The organism is Oceanicoccus sp. (assembly GCF_029238675.1).
Taxonomy (GTDB): Bacteria; Pseudomonadota; Gammaproteobacteria; order Pseudomonadales; family Dasaniaceae; genus Oceanicoccus.
Map to the genome: position 1 here is coordinate 1 of NZ_JAQWFR010000014.1, position 19,477 is coordinate 19,477.

Here is a 19,477-nt window from a genome sequence, read left to right on the forward strand (position 1 = left end):
GTTTTTTTATGGGTCACGTAAAGCGGAGTGGGCGACGACCTACGCAGGCCAGGCCCCGGCCCGTCATTCCCGCGAAGGCGGGAATCCAGCCTGCGCGGGAATGACGTCTTTTTAGATCTTATCAATAAAAAATGAAAAAAATGAAAAAAACACAAGCACCTTCTTAAGATCTGTTATATGATCCGTCTCGTGCTTAGGAAGCACGCTGTCAGGGAGGGCCATCAGGATGACGGCATACCAAGGAATGGGGTGGTAGCAGGTTGCTATTCCTCCCTGGCTTTTTTACCCACCTTAAAATAAAAATTTTCTAACGCCAAACTACTTCCCTATCCCTGGCTGGACAATTTCCCCCAGTTAGCACTTTTGCCACGGCACGTTACAGAAAAGACACAGCGTCAGTTTTCTTTGTTATGATCGCCAGCAAATCGAAATTATGGATAAACCATGTCATTAGAAACCTTATTAGCCGTACTTGCTGATGGAGAATTTCATTCCGGTGATGAGCTCGGTGGGGTGCTTGGCGTCTCAAGAACGGCTGTTTGGAAGCAGCTTAAAAAAGTTGAGGAGTTAGGTCTACCCCTGGAGTCTATCAAGGGCAAAGGTTATTGCATTAAAGATGGTCTCGACCTGTTATCTGCTCCAGCTATTCAGAAAGGTTTGTCCGCTGAAATTAGCTCGCTAATCAGTGACATTGATGTGAGAGGTGTGATTGATTCAACCAGCGTCGCTGCCATGGAAAAAGCTGTCCAAGGCGAAAAGGGTTATATCTGTACTGCTGAACAGCAAACGGCGGGAAGAGGGCGGCGCGGTCGTGCGTGGGCTAGTCCCTATGCCAGCAATTTATATTTCTCAGTGGTCTGGGAGTTTGGTGGCGGAGCGGCATCGTTAGAGGGGCTAAGCCTGGCAGTAGGTGTTGCAGTTGTTGATGCTTTAGAAAAATCAGGGCTCACTGGGTCGCAGTTAAAATGGCCTAATGATGTTTTGTATCAGGGTCGAAAATTGGCGGGTGTTTTGTTAGAGATGACAGGTGATCCATCTGGTCGCTGTCATGTCGTGATAGGGGTTGGTCTCAATGTCTCCATGCCTAAATCCGTTAGCATTGATCAACCCTGGATTGATGTCATGTCGGTTAATGAAGGGGCGGCTAATCGCAATCAGCTATTGGTCGCTATATTAAATGAGCTGATGCCATTACTGTCGAGCTTTGAGGGACAAGGTTTTAATGCTTACCGAGATCGCTGGCAATCCCTTGATGCCTTTGCAGAAACCGAAGTTGCCATGACTTTAGGCAGTGATATTGTAGTGGGCAAGGCTATTGGTGTGGATGGTACCGGTGCAATTATCATTGAAACAGCCAGTGGCGTACGTAAGTTTAATGGCGGCGAAGTTAGCTTAAGGGCGACAGGGTAATCATGATTCTTGAGTGTGATATAGGCAATACCCGTTGTAAGTGGCGCATGGTCGAAGGCGGTCAGGTGCTTGAGCGCGGCAGCTTTGCACTGGCTGATGGTTTTGAGAACCTTGTCCTGAAGTCTGAGGTTGAGCGCGTTAGAGTGGCCAGCGTGGTTGAAGGTGATAGCTTGGCCGGGTTTACTGGCTTTTGTATTGATAGAGGGCTCAACCCCGAGTTTGCCCAATCAACAGCCGTAGTCGCAGGCGTGGTGAGCGCTTACTTTGATGTGGCTAAATTGGGTGTTGATAGATGGCTGGGAGTAGTAGCTGGCTATAAGAAAATAAAAGGTGCTGTATTAATTATTGATGCAGGTACAGCATTAAAGGCGGATCTGGTTTCAACCGATGGCCATCATCTAGGCGGCTATATTGCCCCTGGTATGGGCTTGATGGAATCTAGCTTATTAACAGGAACAGATAAGATCCGCTTTGATCGCCAGGATTACTCTTCAGGTGTTGCTTTTGGTTGTTCTACTGCTGATGTCGTTAATGCTGGTATGCTGGCTGCCCAAATAGGCGCAGTGACCGTAGCCATTGAGGAAGCAAAGAAGCGGATTCCCGAAGGGTTTGCCATACTGCTAACAGGCGGTGACTCTGCTTCTATTAATAAGGCGCTTGGCGAAGTCCATAACATAGAGATGGTGCCAGATTTGGTGCTTGATGGTTTGCAGTGGCTATTGCCCTAAGAAGAACAAAAGGATAGATACGTGCGTTGGATATTCATTGTTTTATTAATGTGTAATGGAATTTACTTCCTATGGCAGAATTATCTGCTGCAGGGAGATATACCTGGCGCCATGGCAAAGCCGGTTGCGGGTGGTTTCGCTGAAGTGGGGTTGGTATTGCTAGCTGAGGTCGAAGGTATCCCGTTGGCCCAGACCGATACTGCAGAGCCAGAAGCCAGGCCTGAAGCTGCTGTCCCATTAGCGGAAAATACCGACCCCAGCGCCTTGCCTGAGCCTGCCGATCCCGGTATTTGTTGGCAAATAGGCCCATTTAAGGAAGAAGTAAGTGGCAAGCAGGTTGTATCACGCTTGGCATCTCTGGATATTACCTTGCAGTTAGAGGCACTAGAAATTCCCGGGAAGCCGGATTATTGGGTGCATCTTCCCCCTCAAGTCTCCCGCAAGGCTGCTATTAAGCTGCTTCGAGAGCTTCAGGCCAAAAAAATAGACAGCTTCCTGATTACCGAGGGAGAGCTGGCGAATGGTATCTCGCTAGGCTTTTTTACCGAGGAAGCCCGGGCCAATAGGGTGTTTGAGCAGCGTATAAAGCAGGGGTATGGGGCTCAAATCAAGGTGGTGCCTAGAATGTACACAGAATTGTGGGCGGTATTTGATGCCGGTGAATATGGTAAGTTTTCCGATGCTTTATGGGAAGCCATTAAGGAAGGTAATAAGGGACTAGAAAGACGAAAAAACTACTGCGATAAGATTGCGTCCACGAACAACTTCGACTAGAATGCCCGCCTCGTTGAGAATGAGGTTGATGCTGGCGTAGCTCAGTTGGTAGAGCAGCTGACTTGTAATCAGCCGGTCGGGGGTTCGACTCCTCTCGCCAGCTCCAATTTTCCTTTAAAATACGAGTACTTAGAGATTAGGTCCTGCGAGGCTGCTCTAGGTGAAGGTTGATATGGATTTCTCTCGGCTGTTTTTTGAGGGATATAATCCGCTCCCTGTGGTGGGGTTCCCGAGTGGCTAAAGGGATCAGACTGTAAATCTGACGCGCGAGCTTCGGTGGTTCGAATCCACCCCCCACCACCATTTACAGGCGGGTATAGTTCAGTGGTAGAACGTCAGCCTTCCAAGCTGAATATGCGGGTTCGATTCCCGCTACCCGCTCCATGTTTTGGTTGGCAGCTCCTTAAGGGTTTGCACTGAGCTTGGTTGTTTTTGAGAGTGCTCATATAGCTCAGTCGGTAGAGCACTTCCTTGGTAAGGAAGAGGTCACCGGTTCAAATCCGGTTATGAGCTCCAAATTTTGTAATGGTTCTTTGCGTTAAATTTAAAGGATCGTTTGGCGACGGTTATAGGCTGGTCGCAGGTTTTAGAGGTTTGATATCGGTAGGCGGTTTTTGAGCCTTTGATGATTACAGGCCAGTGGCTCAATTGGTAGAGCACCGGTCTCCAAAACCGGTGGTTGGGGGTTCGAGTCCCTCCTGGCCTGCCATTATATCAAAGCACTTCTTCGCATAGTGGCGAAGCGGTGCTTTACGCCTGTTATTTTGAAGAAAAGGCACCGATTTAGCGGTGCTGATAGTGAGATGCAAGTTTATGAACGCAAGTGCGGAATCTCAAAGCGGCGGATTAGACGGCCTTAAATGGTTGCTGGTTGTGGCGCTTCTTGTTGCTGGTATTGGTGGCAATGTTTATTACGACGATCAGTCTCTTCTATATAGAGTTATAGGTCTTGTTGTTATTGCTCTGGTTGCTGCTTATGTAGCGGTGCAAACAGTGCAGGGCGCAGCGTTTTGGAAGCTGGCTAAAGAGGCCAGAACAGAAATACGTAAAGTGGTTTGGCCAACGCGTCAAGAAGCCACGCAGACCACATTGATTGTGGTGGCTTTTGTATTTGTAATGGCGCTGATCCTCTGGGGTTTGGATACCTTGTTGGGTTGGTTAGTTTCTCTGGCGATCGGTTAATAGATTAATAGGTTAGGGGTGAAGAATGTCTAAGCGTTGGTATGTAGTTCACGCCTACTCGGGTTATGAAAAAAAGGTAGCCCTTGCGCTTCAAGAGCGTATTGCGTTACAGAAGATGGAAGATAAATTCGGTGAGGTATTAGTGCCCACTGAAGAAGTGGTTGAAATGCGCGGTGGTCAAAAGCGTCGCAGCGAGCGCAAGTTCTTTCCCGGCTATGTATTAGTTGAGATGGAGCTGTGTGATGAAAGCTGGCACTTAGTCAAAGAGACGCCTCGTGTTATGGGTTTTATTGGTGGTAAAGCGGATAAGCCTGCACCAATCACAGAAGCGGAAGCTAACACTATTCTTCAGCGTGTAGAAAGTGGTGAAGCGCCTAAGCCTAAAACCCTATTCGAGCCAGGTGAAATGGTTCGTGTTGTTGATGGCCCGTTTAATGACTTCAACGGCGTGGTTGAAGAAGTAAATTATGAAAAGAGCAAACTGCATGTTGCGGTATTGATCTTCGGTCGTTCAACGCCAGTTGAGTTGGACTTCGGTCAGGTAGAAAAGACGTAAGAATTTTTAAGTAGTATCTGCTCGCAGATACTTTAACCGGGGAGCCGGAGACCAGCGGAAAACAGATTAAGTTTGAAGTTGCGAGGCGCTACTACCCAAAGGAGAAGTGAAATGGCTAAAAAAGTCGAAGCTTATATCAAGCTGCAAGTGCCTGCTGGCCAGGCAAACCCAAGTCCACCGGTTGGTCCTGCTCTAGGTCAGCACGGTGTGAATATCATGGAATTCTGTAAAGCATTTAACGCTGATACCCAGGGCGTTGAGCCAGGTCTTCCTGTTCCTGTTGTGATCAGTGTTTATAGTGATCGCAGCTTTACATACATCACCAAAACTCCTCCGGCTTCAATCTTATTGAAGAAGGCTGCGGGTATTAAGAGTGGTTCTGGTACTCCTAATACTAAGAAAGTAGGTAAAGTGACTCGTGCACAGTTGGAAGAAATTGCTACCACTAAAATGCCTGATCTGACTGCTGCTGATATGGATGCTGCGGTTCGCACAATTGCTGGTAGCGCCCGCGCCGCCGGTATCGAGACTGAGGGTGTGGTGTAATGACTAAGCTATCTAAGCGCCAAAAGGCGATTAATGAAAAAGTTGAAGCGGGCAAGTTGTATCCGATTGAAGATGCTGTTGCTTTGCTAAAAGAAGTTTCTACCGTTAAGTACACAGAGACTGTTGATATTGCAGTCAATCTAGGCGTTGATGCCAAGAAATCTGATCAGGTTGTTCGCGGTGCCACTACTTTACCTCACGGTACCGGTAGTGAAGTACGTGTTGCTGTTTTTGCTCAAGGCGATAACGCTGAGAAAGCAAAAGCTGCTGGTGCGGACATTGTTGGCATGGATGATCTGGCCGCTGAAGTTAAAGCCGGTAATCTGGATTTTGACGTAGTTATTGCTGAGCCAGCTGCTATGCGTGTTGTTGGTCAGTTGGGTACAGTTCTTGGTCCTCGAGGCCTAATGCCTAACCCTAAAACTGGCACCGTTACCCCTGACGTAGAAACAGCGGTAAACAATGCTAAAGCCGGTCAGGTTCGTTACCGTATCGACAAGAACGGTATTATCCACGGTGCTATCGGTAAGATATCTTTTGATGCCAATGCCATTAAAGAAAATCTTGAAGCCCTGGTCTTGGATTTACAAAAAGGCAAGCCTTCTTCTGCTAAAGGTATATACCTTAAGAAGATGGTGCTATCGACTACGATGGGTCCTGGTTTGTTATTAGATCAATCTTCTTTAGAGCTTTCCAAGTAAGGCGCTAAAGAGGTTAAAAGAACTTTGTGGTCTGTCCCGTTTTTTGGAAGACAGGCCGTCAAAGACCGTAGGTGTTATAGGTTTCTGTTCCGCTGTATTGATTAGAAGTCTGGCTTAATGAGGCGAAAGCTAAACCTACGCAGACGGTGAATTGTTAAGTATTTGACGACCACCGAAACAACTTGTCAAAAACAGCTTTGCTGCTTTTGGCAAAAAACTGAAACGATAAGTGCAGCAAGATTCGTGCTTATCAAATTGGAGAAAAATTGTGGCAATAGGACTCGAAGACAAAAAAGCGATTGTCGCTGAAGTCCAGCAAGTTGCTCAAGGTGCATTATCTGCAGTAGTTGCCGACTCACGTGGCGTTTCTGTTGTTGATATGACTGCACTGCGTAAAGAGGCTCGTGAAGCTGGCGTGTATATGCGCGTCGTACGTAACACGTTGGCCAAGCGCGCTGTTGAAGGTACAGACTATGAGTGTCTTGTTGATACTTTTGTCGGCCCAACTTTAATTGCATTTTCTAACGAACACCCAGGTGCCGGTGCACGCATCCTGAAAGCGTTCGCAAAAGATAATGACAAGTTAGAGCTGAAGGCTGCTGCCTTTGAAGGTGAGGTGACTGATGTCGCGATGTTGGCAGTACTGCCTACATACGACGAAGCAATCGCCAAGCTGATGAGCGTGATGAAAGAAGCATCTGCTGGAAAACTGGTCCGCACACTTGCGGCCCTTCGCGACCAAAAAGAAACAGAAGCTGCTTAATTTTCTCTCTGCTGGAGAGATTGTTATTAGCTTTTAATGAATTTACCGAGTGCAGTCAAAACGCACTCAACGATATAGGAACTGAATCATGTCTTTATCTCAAGAAGATATCATCAATGCAGTTGCTGAAATGTCAGTTACAGATGTTGTAGCACTGATTGAAGCAATGGAAGAAAAATTTGGCGTATCTGCAGCGGCTGCTGTAGCTGCTGGTCCTGCTGGCGATGCTGGCGGTGCTGCTGAAGAGAAAACTGAGTTTGACGTTGTTCTTACTGCCACTGGCGATAAGAAAGTTAACGTTATCAAAGCAGTTCGTGCCATCACCGGCCTTGGTCTGAAAGAAGCCAAAGGCATGGTTGACGGTGCACCCTCAACTGTTAAAGAAGCAGCTTCTAAAGAAGACGCTGAAGAAGCTAAAAAGCAGCTTGAAGAAGCTGGTGCATCTGCCGAGCTTAAGTAAGCTGGTAGTTGTTAAGCGCTTGAATAGAGCGGCGTTAATCGCCGCTGTATGATAAGCGTTGGGCTGACGGGTTATTCTGGAAATTTCAGAATTTTGACCGTCGGCCTTTTTCTGTTTATAGGTTTTCTGCACAAAAATGTTTTTGCTGTTAGAAAACCGACTTGGTTGAAATGGTTCCGTCTATTAGTTTGCCGGAACTGTTAATCAAGGAAACCTGATTTCAGGATTGTTATGAGCCGTTGTCGCGCATGTTGCGGATGACGATCAGAAACGAAAGCTGGGGAGCGCTAATGGCCTACTCTTATACAGAGAAAAAACGTATCCGTAAGGATTTCGGCAAGATGTCCCATGTAATGGATGTGCCGTATCTTTTGGCGATACAGTTGGATTCGTACAAAAAATTCACTCAAGAAGACTCTAGCCAGGGTAATCGAGCCGAAATGGGCTTGCACGCTGCGTTTAAGTCGGTCTTCCCGATTGTCAGCTATTCTGGCAGCGCGGCACTTGAGTATGTTGACTATGCACTGGGTGCGCCGGCCTTTGATGTGGCCGAGTGTCAGCTGCGTGGTGTCACTTACGCAGTTCCCCTGCGGGTTAAAGTGCGGTTGATTATTTATGATAAGGAATCATCCAGCAAAACCATCAAAGATATAAAAGAGCAAGAAGTCTATATGGGTGAAATCCCATTAATGACTGAGAACGGTACCTTCGTTATCAATGGTACAGAGCGTGTAATCGTTTCTCAGTTACATCGTTCACCGGGCGTGTTCTTTGATCACGATAAAGGCAAGACTCACTCTTCCGGTAAGTTACTGTATTCAGCGCGAGTGATTCCCTACCGTGGTTCATGGTTAGACTTCGAATTCGATCCGAAGGATATGGTTTATGTACGTATCGATCGTCGTCGTAAACTACCAGCGACAATTTTGCTGCGTTCATTAGGTTACAGTTCAGAAGAAATTCTGGATATGTTCTATGACGTTGACGAATTTACTGTTGATAAAGATGGCAACTACAAAATGACGTTGATCCCCGAACGTCTACGTGGTGAGGTGGCATCTTTTGATATTACCGGTAAAGGCGGCAGTGTAATCGTTGAGTCTGGCCGTCGTATTACTGCCCGTAATATTCGCCAGATCGAAAAAGAAAAACTAAAAGCCCTTCAGGTACCTGAAGAGTATGTTATGGGTCGTTCATTGGCGAAAAATATCGTTGATGAAAAGACCGGTGAAATCCTGGTTGAGTGTAACACTGAGTTGACTGAAGAAGTCATGGCGCAGTTAGCCGAAGCCGGTGTTAAGGCGATCGAAACTATCTACACTAACGAACTGGATTGCGGTCCATTTATTAGTGACACCCTGCGTATCGATCCTTCTCGTAATGAGTTGGAAGCACTGGTAGAAATCTACCGGATGATGCGTCCTGGTGAGCCACCGACTAAAGAGTCGGCGGAAAATCTATTCCAGAACCTGTTCTTCTCTCCAGAGCGCTATGACTTGTCGACTGTTGGTCGCATGAAGTTTAACCGTCGTCTGGGTCGTGAAGCTGTGACTGGCAGTGGTATTCTGGATAACGATGATATCGTTTCCGTACTGAAGACATTGGTTGATATTCGCAACGGTAAAGGCGTGGTTGATGATATCGATCACCTGGGCAACCGTCGCGTACGTTCTGTTGGTGAAATGGCTGAAAACCAATTCCGTGTAGGTCTGGTTCGTGTTGAGCGCGCTGTTAAAGAGCGTTTGTCGATGGCCGAGTCTGAAGGCTTAATGCCACAAGACATGATCAATGCCAAGCCGGTTGCTGCCGCTGTTAAAGAATTCTTTGGTTCTTCGCAGCTGTCACAGTTTATGGATCAGAACAACCCGCTGTCAGAAGTCACGCACAAGCGTCGTGTTTCGGCCTTGGGGCCTGGTGGTCTTACCCGTGAACGTGCTGGTTTTGAGGTGCGAGATGTACACCCGACTCACTACGGTCGCGTATGTCCTATCGAAACACCTGAAGGTCCAAATATCGGTTTGATTAACTCATTGGCAACCTATGCCCGCACTAACGATTATGGTTTCTTAGAGAGTCCATACCGTAAGGTGGTTAAAGGTGTTGCGACTGAAGACATTGAATATCTGTCGGCGATCAACGAATCTGAGTACATCATTGCACAGGCTTCGGCGACGCTAGACAAAAAGAACAAATTAGTTGATGAGCTGGTAGCGGTACGTCACCTTAACGAGTTTACCGTTAAGGCTCCGGATGAAGTTCAGTATATGGACGTTTCTCCGAAGCAGGTGGTATCGGTTGCAGCGGCATTGATTCCCTTCCTTGAGCACGATGATGCGAACCGTGCATTGATGGGGTCAAATATGCAGCGTCAGGCTGTACCCACACTGAAGTCTGATAAGCCTTTGGTAGGTACTGGTATTGAGCGCTATGTAGCTGCTGACTCCGGTGTTTGTGAGGTTGCACGTCGCGGTGGTGTTGTCGATAGTATCGACTCCGGCCGTATTGTTGTTCGTGTAAACGACACCGAAGTAGAAGCTGGCCAGCCGCCGGTTGATATCTACAACTTAACCAAATACACCCGTTCTAACCAGAACACCTGTATCAACCAGCGTCCTATCGTTACCGAAGGCGACATTATCCAGCGTGGCGACATACTGGCTGATGGTCCTTCTATCGATTTAGGTGAATTGGCACTGGGCCAGAATATGCGTATCGCATTCATGCCCTGGAATGGTTACAACTTTGAGGATTCGATCCTTGTTTCTGAGCGTGTCGTTAAAGAAGACCGTTTCACAACGATCCACATTCAGGAATTAACCTGTATTGCCCGTGATACCAAACTGGGTTCTGAAGAAGTGACTTCAGATATTCCAAATGTTGGCGAAGGTGCGCTAGGTAAACTGGATGAATCCGGTATTGTTTATATCGGTGCTGAAGTTGGCGCCGGTGATATTCTGGTCGGTAAAGTGACACCAAAAGGTGAAACCCAGCTGACACCAGAAGAAAAACTACTACGTGCTATTTTCGGTGAGAAAGCCTCTGACGTTAAAGATACGTCCTTGCGAGTACCTTCAAGTGTTAAAGGTACCGTTATTGATGTTCAGGTTTTCACCCGCGACGGTCTTGAAAAAGATGTTCGCGCCAAAGAAATCGAAAAGTCACAGCTTGATGAATACCGCAAAGACCTTAACGAAGAGTTCCGTATCTTCGAAGGTGCTACTTTCGCGCTACTCCGTAAATCATTAAGCGGCCAGAAAATCGTTGGCGGTGCAGACCTTAAGAAAGGCACTGTAATGGACGACGAAGCTCTGGATGCCTTAGAGAAAGACCAGTGGTTCAAGCTGCGCTTCTCTGACGATGCTTTAAATGCCCAGCTTGAATCAGCTGAAGCCCAGTTAGCCGACCAGCGTGTTGCGTTGGAAGAGCGTTTTGAAGATAAGAAACGCAAGCTAACCAGCGGTGATGATTTGGCTCCAGGCGTGCTGAAGATTGTTAAGGTTTACCTGGCTATCAAACGTCGTATCCAGCCTGGTGACAAAATGGCGGGACGTCACGGTAACAAAGGTGTTATCTCGGTCATTATGCCGGTAGAAGATATGCCTTATAACGACAAAGGTGAGCCGGTTGATATCGTGCTTAACCCGTTAGGTGTACCGTCGCGAATGAACGTTGGTCAGATTCTTGAAACTCACCTTGGCTTGGCGGCTAAAGGTCTGGGTGAAAAGATTGATGTGATGCTCGATGAGCAGCGCAAAATTGCTGAGCTACGTAAATTCCTCGACGAAATTTACAATGGCGACGGCGGCCGTAAAGAAGACCTTAAGTCATTTACCGATGAAGAAATCATCGAAATGGCCGGCAATCTTCGCGGCGGTGTGCCAATGGCGACACAGGTATTCGACGGTGCTACAGAAGCCGAAGTTAAAAACCTGCTAAGACTGGCTGACTTGCCAGATAGTGGCCAAATGCAATTATACGATGGTCGTACCGGTGAAGCGTTTGATCGTGAAACCACTGTTGGCTATATGTATATGCTAAAACTGAACCACTTGGTAGACGACAAAATGCACGCTCGTTCTACAGGTTCGTACAGTCTTGTTACGCAACAGCCGCTGGGTGGTAAAGCTCAGTTCGGTGGTCAGCGTTTCGGTGAGATGGAAGTATGGGCACTAGAAGCCTACGGTGCTGCTTACACCTTGCAGGAAATGCTAACGGTTAAGTCGGATGACGTAGCCGGTCGTACTAAGATGTACAAAAATATCGTTGATGGTGACCAGCGCATGGAGCCTGGTATGCCTGAATCCTTCAACGTATTGCTCAAGGAGATTCGTTCTCTGGGTATCAATATGGAATTGGACACGGAATAACAGCAACCATCAACAATCGATTATGTGGGGTTGAAACAACCCCTTCATAACGGAGGAACGGCGTGAAAGACTTATTAAATTTATTAAAGCAAGGTCAAAACGAAGAGTTTGATTCTATCCGGATTGGCTTAGCCTCTCCCGAGATGATCCGCTCCTGGTCTTACGGCGAAGTAAAAAAGCCAGAGACCATTAATTATCGTACCTTTAAACCTGAGCGTGATGGTTTGTTCTGTGCCAAGATCTTTGGCCCAGTAAAAGACTACGAATGCCTCTGTGGCAAGTACAAACGTCTCAAGCATCGCGGAGTTATCTGTGAGAAGTGTGGTGTTGAAGTGGCGTTGGCTAAAGTTCGTCGTGAGCGTATGGGCCACATTGAACTAGCCAGTCCTGTTGCGCATATCTGGTTCTTGAAATCACTGCCAAGCCGTATCGGTTTGTTATTAGATATGACGCTGCGTGATATTGAGCGCATCTTATACTTTGAATCGTATGTTGTAATCGATCCAGGCATGACTACCTTAGAAAAAGGCCAGATGCTAACGGACGAACAGTACTACGAAGCGATGGAAGAATTTGGTGACGAATTCACCGCAATGATGGGTGCTGAAGCCGTTCAGGGCTTAATGCAAGACATCGATATCGACCAGGAAGTTGACACACTACGTGAAGAAATTCCTGCGACAAATTCTGAAACTAAAATTAAAAAATTATCCAAGCGTTTAAAGCTGTTAGAAGCGCTGCAGTCTTCTGGCAACAAAGCTGAGTGGATGATTCTTAACGCACTACCAGTTCTGCCGCCGGACCTTCGTCCCTTGGTACCGCTGGACGGCGGTCGCTTTGCGACTTCTGATTTGAATGATTTGTATCGTCGCGTTATCAACCGTAACAACCGTCTTAAGCGTCTATTAGACCTTAACGCTCCTGATATTATTGTACGTAACGAAAAGCGTATGTTGCAGGAATCTGTTGATGCGCTATTAGATAATGGTCGTCGCGGTCGTGCGATTACTGGTTCTAACAAACGCCCACTGAAATCTTTGGCCGATATGATCAAAGGTAAGCAGGGTCGTTTCCGTCAGAACCTTCTCGGTAAGCGTGTTGATTACTCTGGCCGTTCTGTAATTGTAGTTGGTCCTACCCTTAAGCTGCACCAATGTGGTCTGCCTAAGAAAATGGCACTCGAATTATTCAAGCCTTTCATTTTCGGTAAATTAGAAGCTCGTGGTTTAGCGACTACGATTAAAGCGGCTAAGAAAATGGTTGAGCGCGAGCCACCAGAAGTTTGGGATATTCTTGCAGAAGTTATCCGCGAGCATCCGGTTATGCTTAACCGTGCACCAACACTTCACCGTCTCGGTATTCAGGCCTTTGAGCCGGTACTGATTGAAGGTAAAGCGATTCAGCTACACCCACTAGTGTGTGCGGCCTATAACGCTGACTTTGATGGTGACCAAATGGCGGTACACGTACCGCTGACAATCGAAGCGCAGCTAGAAGCTCGTGCCTTGATGATGTCTACCAACAACATTCTTTCTCCTGCTAACGGTGAGCCAATTATCGTTCCTTCGCAGGATGTTGTATTGGGCTTGTATTGGTTAACACGTGCTCGTGTTAACGCTGAAGGCGAGGGCATGGTGTTCTCTGATCCTGAAGAAGTGCATCGCGCCTACAATACTCGCAAGGTTCACTTGCAGGCTCGTATCCAGTGTCGTATCAAAGAAGTATTGTTTGATGAAGAGACTGGCGAGCGCAACGAAGACATCAAAATTGTAGACACTACCGTTGGTCGTGTTCTGTTATGGCAAATCATTCCTGAAGGTCTTCCGTTTGAGTTGGTTAACAACCCAATGGTTAAAAAGGCGATCTCTAAGGTATTGAATGAGTGCTACCGTAAGGTTGGTTTGAAGTCGACGGTTATCGTTGCTGACCAACTGATGTACGCCGGTTTTGCTTACTCAACCCGTTCTGGTTCTTCGATCGGTATTAACGATTTTGCTATCCCTGAAGAAAAAGCCCAGATTATCGGTTCTGCCGAAGAAGAAGTAAGAGAAATTGAATCTCAGTACGCTTCTGGTCTGGTAACACAGGGTGAGAAATACAATAAGGTTATCGATATCTGGTCACGTGCCAATGATATGGTTTCCAAGTCAATGATGGACGGCATCTCGAAAGAGACGGTTGTGAATCGCGACGGTGAAGAAGAACAGCAAGACTCGTTTAACTCGGTTTACATTTACGCCGACTCCGGTGCTCGTGGTTCCCCAGCCCAGATTCGTCAGCTAGCGGGTATGCGTGGTTTGATGGCCAAGCCAGATGGCTCGATTATCGAAACACCAATCACTGCAAACTTCCGTGAAGGTCTAAGTATTCTTCAGTACTTTATTTCTACTCACGGTGCTCGTAAAGGTTTGGCGGATACCGCATTGAAAACAGCTAACTCGGGTTATCTAACCCGTCGTTTAGTTGATGTTGCCCAGGATCTGGTTGTTACAGAGCAAGACTGTGGTACCCATGAAGGTCTATTAATGGCACCGGTAATCGAGGGTGGCGATATTATCGAAACTCTGGGTGATCGTGTTCTCGGCCGTGTTGTAGCTGAAGATGTATTGAAACCAGGTACCGATGACGTGCTATTCCCGCGCGGCACATTGCTTGACGAAAAAGGTGTTATCGAATTAGAAAGCCACAGTATCGATGAAGTTAAAGTTCGCTCTCCGATTACCTGTGAAACTCGCCATGGTTTATGTTCGACCTGTTACGGTCGTGACTTGGCCCGTGGTCACCAGATCAACGTTGGTGAGGCGGTGGGTGTTATCGCCGCCCAGTCAATCGGTGAGCCGGGTACCCAGTTAACCATGCGTACCTTCCACATCGGTGGTGCGGCATCGCGAGCAACAGCGGTTGATAGCATTCAGGTTAAACAGGAAGGTACTATCCGTTTGCACAATGTTAAGTTGGCTGAAAAGTCCGACGGTACATTTGTTGCGGTCAGTCGTTCCGGTGAGTTAGCGGTAGCTGATCACAGTGGTCGTGAGCGTGAGCGCTACAAGCTTCCTTACGGTGCCTTGATTAAGGTTGCCGACGGTTCTGAAGTTGCTGCTGGCGATATCGTTACTACCTGGGATCCACACACGCACCCCATCGTCACTGAAGTGGCCGGTAAGGTTAAGTTCAGCGGTATGGAAGAAGGCATTACTGTTAACCACCAGACTGATGAGTTGACGGGCTTGAGCTCAATCTCTGTGATTGACCCGGCTGAGCGTCAGACGGCAGGTAAAGATATCCGTCCTGCGGTAACACTGGTTGATGCGAAGGGCAAAGAACTTTGCCTGGCCGGTACTTCGGTACCTGCGCATTACTTCCTACCTGCTAACGCGATGGTAGGCTTGACTGACGGTGAAGACATCGGTGTCGGTGATGTTATTGCCCGTATCCCGCAAGAGAGTTCAAAAACCCGTGATATTACCGGTGGTCTACCTCGTGTTGCCGATCTGTTTGAAGCGCGTAAGCCGAAAGAGCCTGCCATTCTTGCAGAAATCTCCGGTACCGTGTCCTTCGGTAAAGAAACCAAAGGTAAGCGTCGTCTGGTGATTACACCGACCGATGGTTCTACTTACAAAGGTTCTGATCACTACGAATCGTTAATCCACAAATGGCGTACATTAAGCGTGTTTGAGGGTGAGAACGTAGAGAAGGGCGAAGTTGTTTCTGAAGGCCCACCAAGCCCACACGATATCCTGCGTTTGAAGGGTGTTGCGGAGCTGGCCAAATACATTAGTAATGAAATCCAGGACGTATACCGTCTACAGGGTGTTGGCATTAACGATAAGCACATCGAGGTAATTTGCCGTCAGATGCTGCGTAAAGTTGAAATCACTGCCTCCGGTGATTCAGCCCTGATCAAAGGTGAGCAGATACAATTCACCCGCGTTCTTGAAGAAAACGAGCGTTTGGAAGCTGAAGGTAAAGTGCCAGCTACCTACGAGCGTCTGTTACTGGGTATCACCAAGGCCTCTCTGGCTACTGAGTCGTTTATCTCGGCTGCATCGTTCCAGGAGACCACCCGTGTACTCACCGAGGCTGCCGTAACTGGTAAGCGCGATTACCTGCGCGGCTTGAAAGAAAACGTGGTTGTGGGTCGCCTGATCCCTGCGGGTACTGGCCTGGCATACCATGCCGAGCGTAAGCGCCGTAAGGATGAAGAGCTGACAGCCAGTGAAGAAATGGTAGTGAGTGCTGCGGATATTGAAGCGGCATTGACTGAAGCACTAAAGGATGAGAGCTAAATAGGCTGTCAAACTGGCTTCCAGGCAGCTGGGTATTACCATTATCCAGCTATTGACTAGGGTGGGGCGCATCTATAGTATTCGCGCTCTGCTTTTTGACAGAGATGATTTGGCTGTGCCAAACCCTCTCTTGCCGCTGCGGGCGCTTTGATTAATTAGTCCTAGCCCCTAAGTGGTTGAAAGTAGTAGTTTTATTTATTTAATTTGGAGTTTGTTTAATGGCAACGATCAACCAGTTGGTTCGTAAGCCGAGAAAACGTAAGGTTCAAAAAAGCGACGTTCCTGCTTTGCAGGCTTGTCCGCAGCGCCGTGGTGTATGTACTCGTGTCTATACCACTACGCCCAAGAAGCCAAACTCTGCATTGCGTAAAGTATGTCGTGTTCGTTTGACCAACGGTTATGAAGTAACTTCATATATCGGTGGTGAAGGGCACAACCTGCAAGAGCACAGTGTAGTTTTGATTCGCGGTGGTCGTGTTAAGGATCTGCCTGGTGTGCGTTATCACACCGTTCGTGGCAGTTTGGATACCTCTGGAGTGGCTGACCGTAAGCAAGGCCGTTCTAAATATGGTGCCAAGCGTCCTAAGTGATCCTGAGAATAGGGGAAGGTAATCAGTCCTTCTCCATTACGTATTTCCGGTAGAAAGAATCGGTAAGAAAGAAAGTAGTAACGGTTAAGTGCTTGCACTAAATCGTAAAAATCAACCTTAGTAAGGCCAAACCCCTGCTAACCCACTCGCCCATCCTCGGGCAACTGGCAAAACAGTGTTTGGATAACCTGAAGAAAAGGGCTAATACAATGCCAAGAAGAAGAGTCGTCGCGAAACGCGAGATTTTGCCTGATCCAAAATTCGGCAATCTCACGTTAGCTAAGTTTATGAACCACGTAATGGTCAGTGGTAAAAAGTCAGTAGCTGAAAGCATCGTCTATGGTGCCTTGGACCTGGTCCAAGAGAAACTGAATAAAGATCCTATTGAAGCTTTTGATGAAGCGCTGGAAAACATTGCACCGATGGTCGAGGTTAAATCTCGTCGTGTTGGTGGTGCAACGTACCAAGTGCCTGTTGAAGTACGTCCGTCACGCCGCCATGCTTTGGCTATGCGTTGGTTGGTTGAGTACTCACGTGGCCGTGGTGAAAAATCCATGCGTCAACGTTTAGCCGGTGAAATTGTCGACGCATCCCAGGGCAAAGGCTCTGCGGTTAAAAAGCGTGAAGACGTGCATCGCATGGCAGAAGCCAACAAGGCGTTCTCTCACTACCGTTTCTAAGTTCCGTCGTTCCCGCGTAGGCGGGAACCTAGATTCCCGCCTACGCGGGAATGACAAAAAGAAACGTTTTAAATTTTATTTATTCTCTATCGGAGTTCACGCAGTGGCACGTAAAACGCCTATAGCCCGTTACCGCAACATCGGTATCTGTGCTCACGTAGACGCGGGTAAAACCACGACTACGGAACGCGTATTGTTCTACACCGGTCTTTCTCACAAGATTGGTGAGGTGCATGACGGCGCTGCGACTATGGATTGGATGGAGCAGGAACAAGAGCGGGGTATTACCATTACCTCTGCAGCTACCACTTGTTTCTGGGCTGGTATGCAGCAACAGTTTGAGCAACACCGTATCAATATTATCGATACACCGGGGCACGTTGACTTCACTATCGAAGTTGAACGTTCACTGCGGGTATTAGATGGTGCGGTGGTTGTCCTGTGTGGTTCGTCAGGTGTACAACCACAAACTGAAACTGTATGGCGCCAGGCTAATAAATATGAAGTGCCGCGCATGGTGTTCGTTAATAAAATGGACCGTGCCGGCGCCGATTTCCAAATGGTGATTGACCAATTAGGTGAGCGCTTAGGTGCTAACGCCGTTCCTCTTCAGATGACCATTGGTGCTGAAGAAGACTTTAAAGGTGTTGTCGACCTGGTCAAAATGAAAGCCATTTTATGGAACCCTGATGATCAAGGTATGACTTTTGATTACGCTGATATTCCTGCCGATCTTCAAGATCAGTGTGAAGCCATGCGTGAGCATATGATCGAATCAGCGGCGGAAGCCACTGATGAACTGATGGAAAGATACCTTGAAGAAGGTGATCTGTCAGAAGAGGACATTATAGCCGGTATCCGTCAGCGGACATTGGCCAATGAAATCGTTCCAGTATTAGGCGGTTCTGCCTTTAAGAATAAAGGTGTTCAGGCCATGCTTGATGCCGTTATTCAATATATGCCTTCTCCGGAAGAAGTTAAAGCAATTGAAGGTACGCTGAACGATAAAGAAGAAACGCCAGCAACCCGTGAAGCGGATGACGATGCTCCCTTTGCTGCACTGGCGTTTAAAATTGCTACCGACCCTTTTGTGGGGACACTAACGTTTTTCCGTGTTTACTCCGGGCGTTTAGAAAGTGGCAATGCGGTTTACAATTCCGTAAAACAGAAAAAAGAACGTGTAGGACGTATGGTGCAAATGCACTCCAACGACCGACAAGAAATTAAAGAAGTATTGGCGGGTGATATTGCTGCGGCAATCGGTCTTAAAGATGTGACCACCGGTGATACTTTATGCTCCATGGATGATGTCATTGTGCTTGAGCGGATGGAATTCCCCGAGCCCGTTATCTCCGTTGCCGTTGAGCCAAGATCAAAGCCCGATCAAGAAAAAATGGGTGTTGCGCTAGGAAAGCTTGCGCAAGAAGACCCCTCTTTCAGGGTGAAGACCGACGAAGAAACCGGCCAGACCATTATCTCGGGAATGGGTGAATTACACCTCGATATTCTTGTTGATCGTATGCGTCGTGAGTTCAGTGTCGAAGCGAATATTGGCAAGCCGCAGGTGGCATACCGCGAAGCGATTACTACAACCAGTGATATCGAAGGTAAGTTTGTTCGTCAATCCGGTGGTCGCGGTCAGTATGGTCATGTTTGGGTGAAGTTTGAGCCCGGCGAAGACTCCAATGCTGAAGGTTTAGAATTTGTAAATGAAATCGTAGGTGGTAGTGTTCCTCGTGAATATATCCCTGCGGTTGAAAAAGGTATTGCAGAGCAGATGCAAAACGGTGTGTTAGCGGGTTATCCGTTACTCGGCCTGAAGGCAACGCTCTATGATGGATCTTTCCATGATGTGGATTCCAACGAGATGGCCTTTAAAGTTGCAGCGTCATTGGCAACTAAAAAGCTAGCTCAGGAAGGCGGCGCACAGCTGCTGGAGCCCATGATGAAAGTAGAAGTGGTAACTCCTGAAGAAAACATGGGTGACGTGGTTGGTGATTTGAACCGTCGTCGCGGAATGATTTTAGGTATGGGCGACAGTCCTATGGGCAAAGTCGTTGATGCTGAGGTGCCACTGGGTGAAATGTTTGGTTACGCCACTGATTTGCGTTCAGCAACTCAAGGCCGCGCTACCTTCACCATGGAGTTTGAGAAATATTCTCCGGCACCAAGTAATGTTGCAGATGCAATCATTGCGAAAAATATGGGTTAAGTTTGGCGGTTTTGCTCAGTAAAACTGTCAGGCGAAACATGGTTAACTTTAATTTTTAAACAATTGACGAGGTAATTAGCTGTGGCTAAAGAAAAATTTGAACGCACCAAACCACACGTCAACGTTGGTACTATCGGACACGTTGACCATGGTAAAACAACATTAACAGCGGCTCTGACTCGCGTAGCTTCCGAAGTATTCGGTGGTGATGCGGTAGATTTC

The 19,477-nt window shown here is 47.5% G+C and carries 15 protein-coding genes and 5 tRNA genes; all 20 read left to right on the forward strand.

The genetic code is table 11. The features are described 5' to 3' along the window. The first annotated feature begins 444 nt into the window (after window positions 1-444). The gene (gene birA, locus P8H32_RS04885; protein WP_297293374.1) at window positions 445-1,410 is read left to right on the forward strand and encodes a bifunctional biotin--[acetyl-CoA-carboxylase] ligase/biotin operon repressor BirA; all 966 of its coding nucleotides are present in this window, start codon (window positions 445-447) and stop codon (window positions 1,408-1,410) included. Window positions 1,411-1,412: 2 nt separating this feature from the next. After that, a complete protein-coding gene (locus P8H32_RS04890; RefSeq protein ID WP_297293376.1) occupies window positions 1,413-2,138 on the forward strand; it encodes a type III pantothenate kinase in 726 nt (241 codons plus the stop codon). Between the two features lie 21 nt (window positions 2,139-2,159). After that, window positions 2,160-2,912, forward strand: coding sequence for an SPOR domain-containing protein (locus tag P8H32_RS04895; protein WP_297293377.1), 753 nt, complete (start codon window positions 2,160-2,162; stop codon window positions 2,910-2,912). 30 nt (window positions 2,913-2,942) lie between these two features. Beyond that, window positions 2,943-3,018 (forward strand) — tRNA-Thr (locus P8H32_RS04900). Window positions 3,019-3,131: 113 nt separating this feature from the next. Beyond that, window positions 3,132-3,215 (forward strand) — tRNA-Tyr (locus tag P8H32_RS04905). A gap of 7 nt (window positions 3,216-3,222) precedes the next feature. Next, window positions 3,223-3,296, forward strand: a tRNA-Gly gene (locus P8H32_RS04910). A 56-nt stretch (window positions 3,297-3,352) separates the two neighbouring features. Beyond that, window positions 3,353-3,428 (forward strand) — tRNA-Thr (locus P8H32_RS04915). A 117-nt stretch (window positions 3,429-3,545) separates the two neighbouring features. Further along, a tRNA-Trp gene (locus P8H32_RS04920) sits at window positions 3,546-3,621 on the forward strand. Window positions 3,622-3,725: 104 nt separating this feature from the next. Further along, the gene (secE, locus tag P8H32_RS04925; protein WP_301088602.1) at window positions 3,726-4,094 is read left to right on the forward strand and encodes a preprotein translocase subunit SecE; all 369 of its coding nucleotides are present in this window, start codon (window positions 3,726-3,728) and stop codon (window positions 4,092-4,094) included. A 25-nt stretch (window positions 4,095-4,119) separates the two neighbouring features. Beyond that, on the forward strand, window positions 4,120-4,650 hold the full coding sequence (gene nusG, locus P8H32_RS04930) for a transcription termination/antitermination protein NusG (RefSeq protein WP_297290919.1): 531 nt from the start codon (window positions 4,120-4,122) through the stop codon (window positions 4,648-4,650). A 111-nt stretch (window positions 4,651-4,761) separates the two neighbouring features. Next, a complete protein-coding gene (rplK, locus tag P8H32_RS04935) occupies window positions 4,762-5,196 on the forward strand; it encodes a 50S ribosomal protein L11 (RefSeq protein ID WP_297290920.1) in 435 nt (144 codons plus the stop codon). Beyond that, window positions 5,196-5,897 carry a 50S ribosomal protein L1 gene (rplA, locus tag P8H32_RS04940; RefSeq protein ID WP_297290921.1) on the forward strand — a complete coding sequence of 234 codons (702 nt, stop codon included), beginning with the start codon at window positions 5,196-5,198 and terminating at the stop codon, window positions 5,895-5,897. The genes rplK and rplA overlap by 1 nt, the downstream gene beginning before the upstream one ends. A 268-nt stretch (window positions 5,898-6,165) precedes the next feature. Next, window positions 6,166-6,660 carry a 50S ribosomal protein L10 gene (rplJ, locus tag P8H32_RS04945; RefSeq protein WP_297290924.1) on the forward strand — a complete coding sequence of 165 codons (495 nt, stop codon included), beginning with the start codon at window positions 6,166-6,168 and terminating at the stop codon, window positions 6,658-6,660. Window positions 6,661-6,748: 88 nt separating this feature from the next. Then, window positions 6,749-7,120 (forward strand): 50S ribosomal protein L7/L12, encoded by a 372-nt coding sequence (gene rplL / locus P8H32_RS04950; RefSeq protein ID WP_297290922.1) that lies wholly within the window; start codon window positions 6,749-6,751, stop codon window positions 7,118-7,120. Between the two features lie 290 nt (window positions 7,121-7,410). After that, entirely contained in the window at window positions 7,411-11,487 is a 4,077-nt protein-coding gene (gene rpoB / locus P8H32_RS04955) for a DNA-directed RNA polymerase subunit beta (RefSeq protein ID WP_301088603.1), read from the forward strand. Between the two features lie 62 nt (window positions 11,488-11,549). Then, the gene (rpoC, locus tag P8H32_RS04960; protein WP_301088604.1) at window positions 11,550-15,773 is read left to right on the forward strand and encodes a DNA-directed RNA polymerase subunit beta'; all 4,224 of its coding nucleotides are present in this window, start codon (window positions 11,550-11,552) and stop codon (window positions 15,771-15,773) included. A 218-nt stretch (window positions 15,774-15,991) separates the two neighbouring features. Then, window positions 15,992-16,363, forward strand: coding sequence for a 30S ribosomal protein S12 (gene rpsL / locus P8H32_RS04965; protein ID WP_297291486.1), 372 nt, complete (start codon window positions 15,992-15,994; stop codon window positions 16,361-16,363). Window positions 16,364-16,572: 209 nt separating this feature from the next. After that, window positions 16,573-17,043, forward strand: a complete 471-nt coding sequence (gene rpsG / locus P8H32_RS04970) for a 30S ribosomal protein S7 (protein ID WP_297291487.1) — start codon at window positions 16,573-16,575, stop codon at window positions 17,041-17,043. A gap of 103 nt (window positions 17,044-17,146) precedes the next feature. Beyond that, window positions 17,147-19,255 carry an elongation factor G gene (gene fusA / locus P8H32_RS04975; RefSeq protein ID WP_301088605.1) on the forward strand — a complete coding sequence of 703 codons (2,109 nt, stop codon included), beginning with the start codon at window positions 17,147-17,149 and terminating at the stop codon, window positions 19,253-19,255. A gap of 81 nt (window positions 19,256-19,336) precedes the next feature. Next, window positions 19,337-19,477, forward strand: a 141-nt coding sequence (locus P8H32_RS04980) for a GTP-binding protein (protein ID WP_301088606.1), incomplete at its 3' end; no start/stop codon positions are given.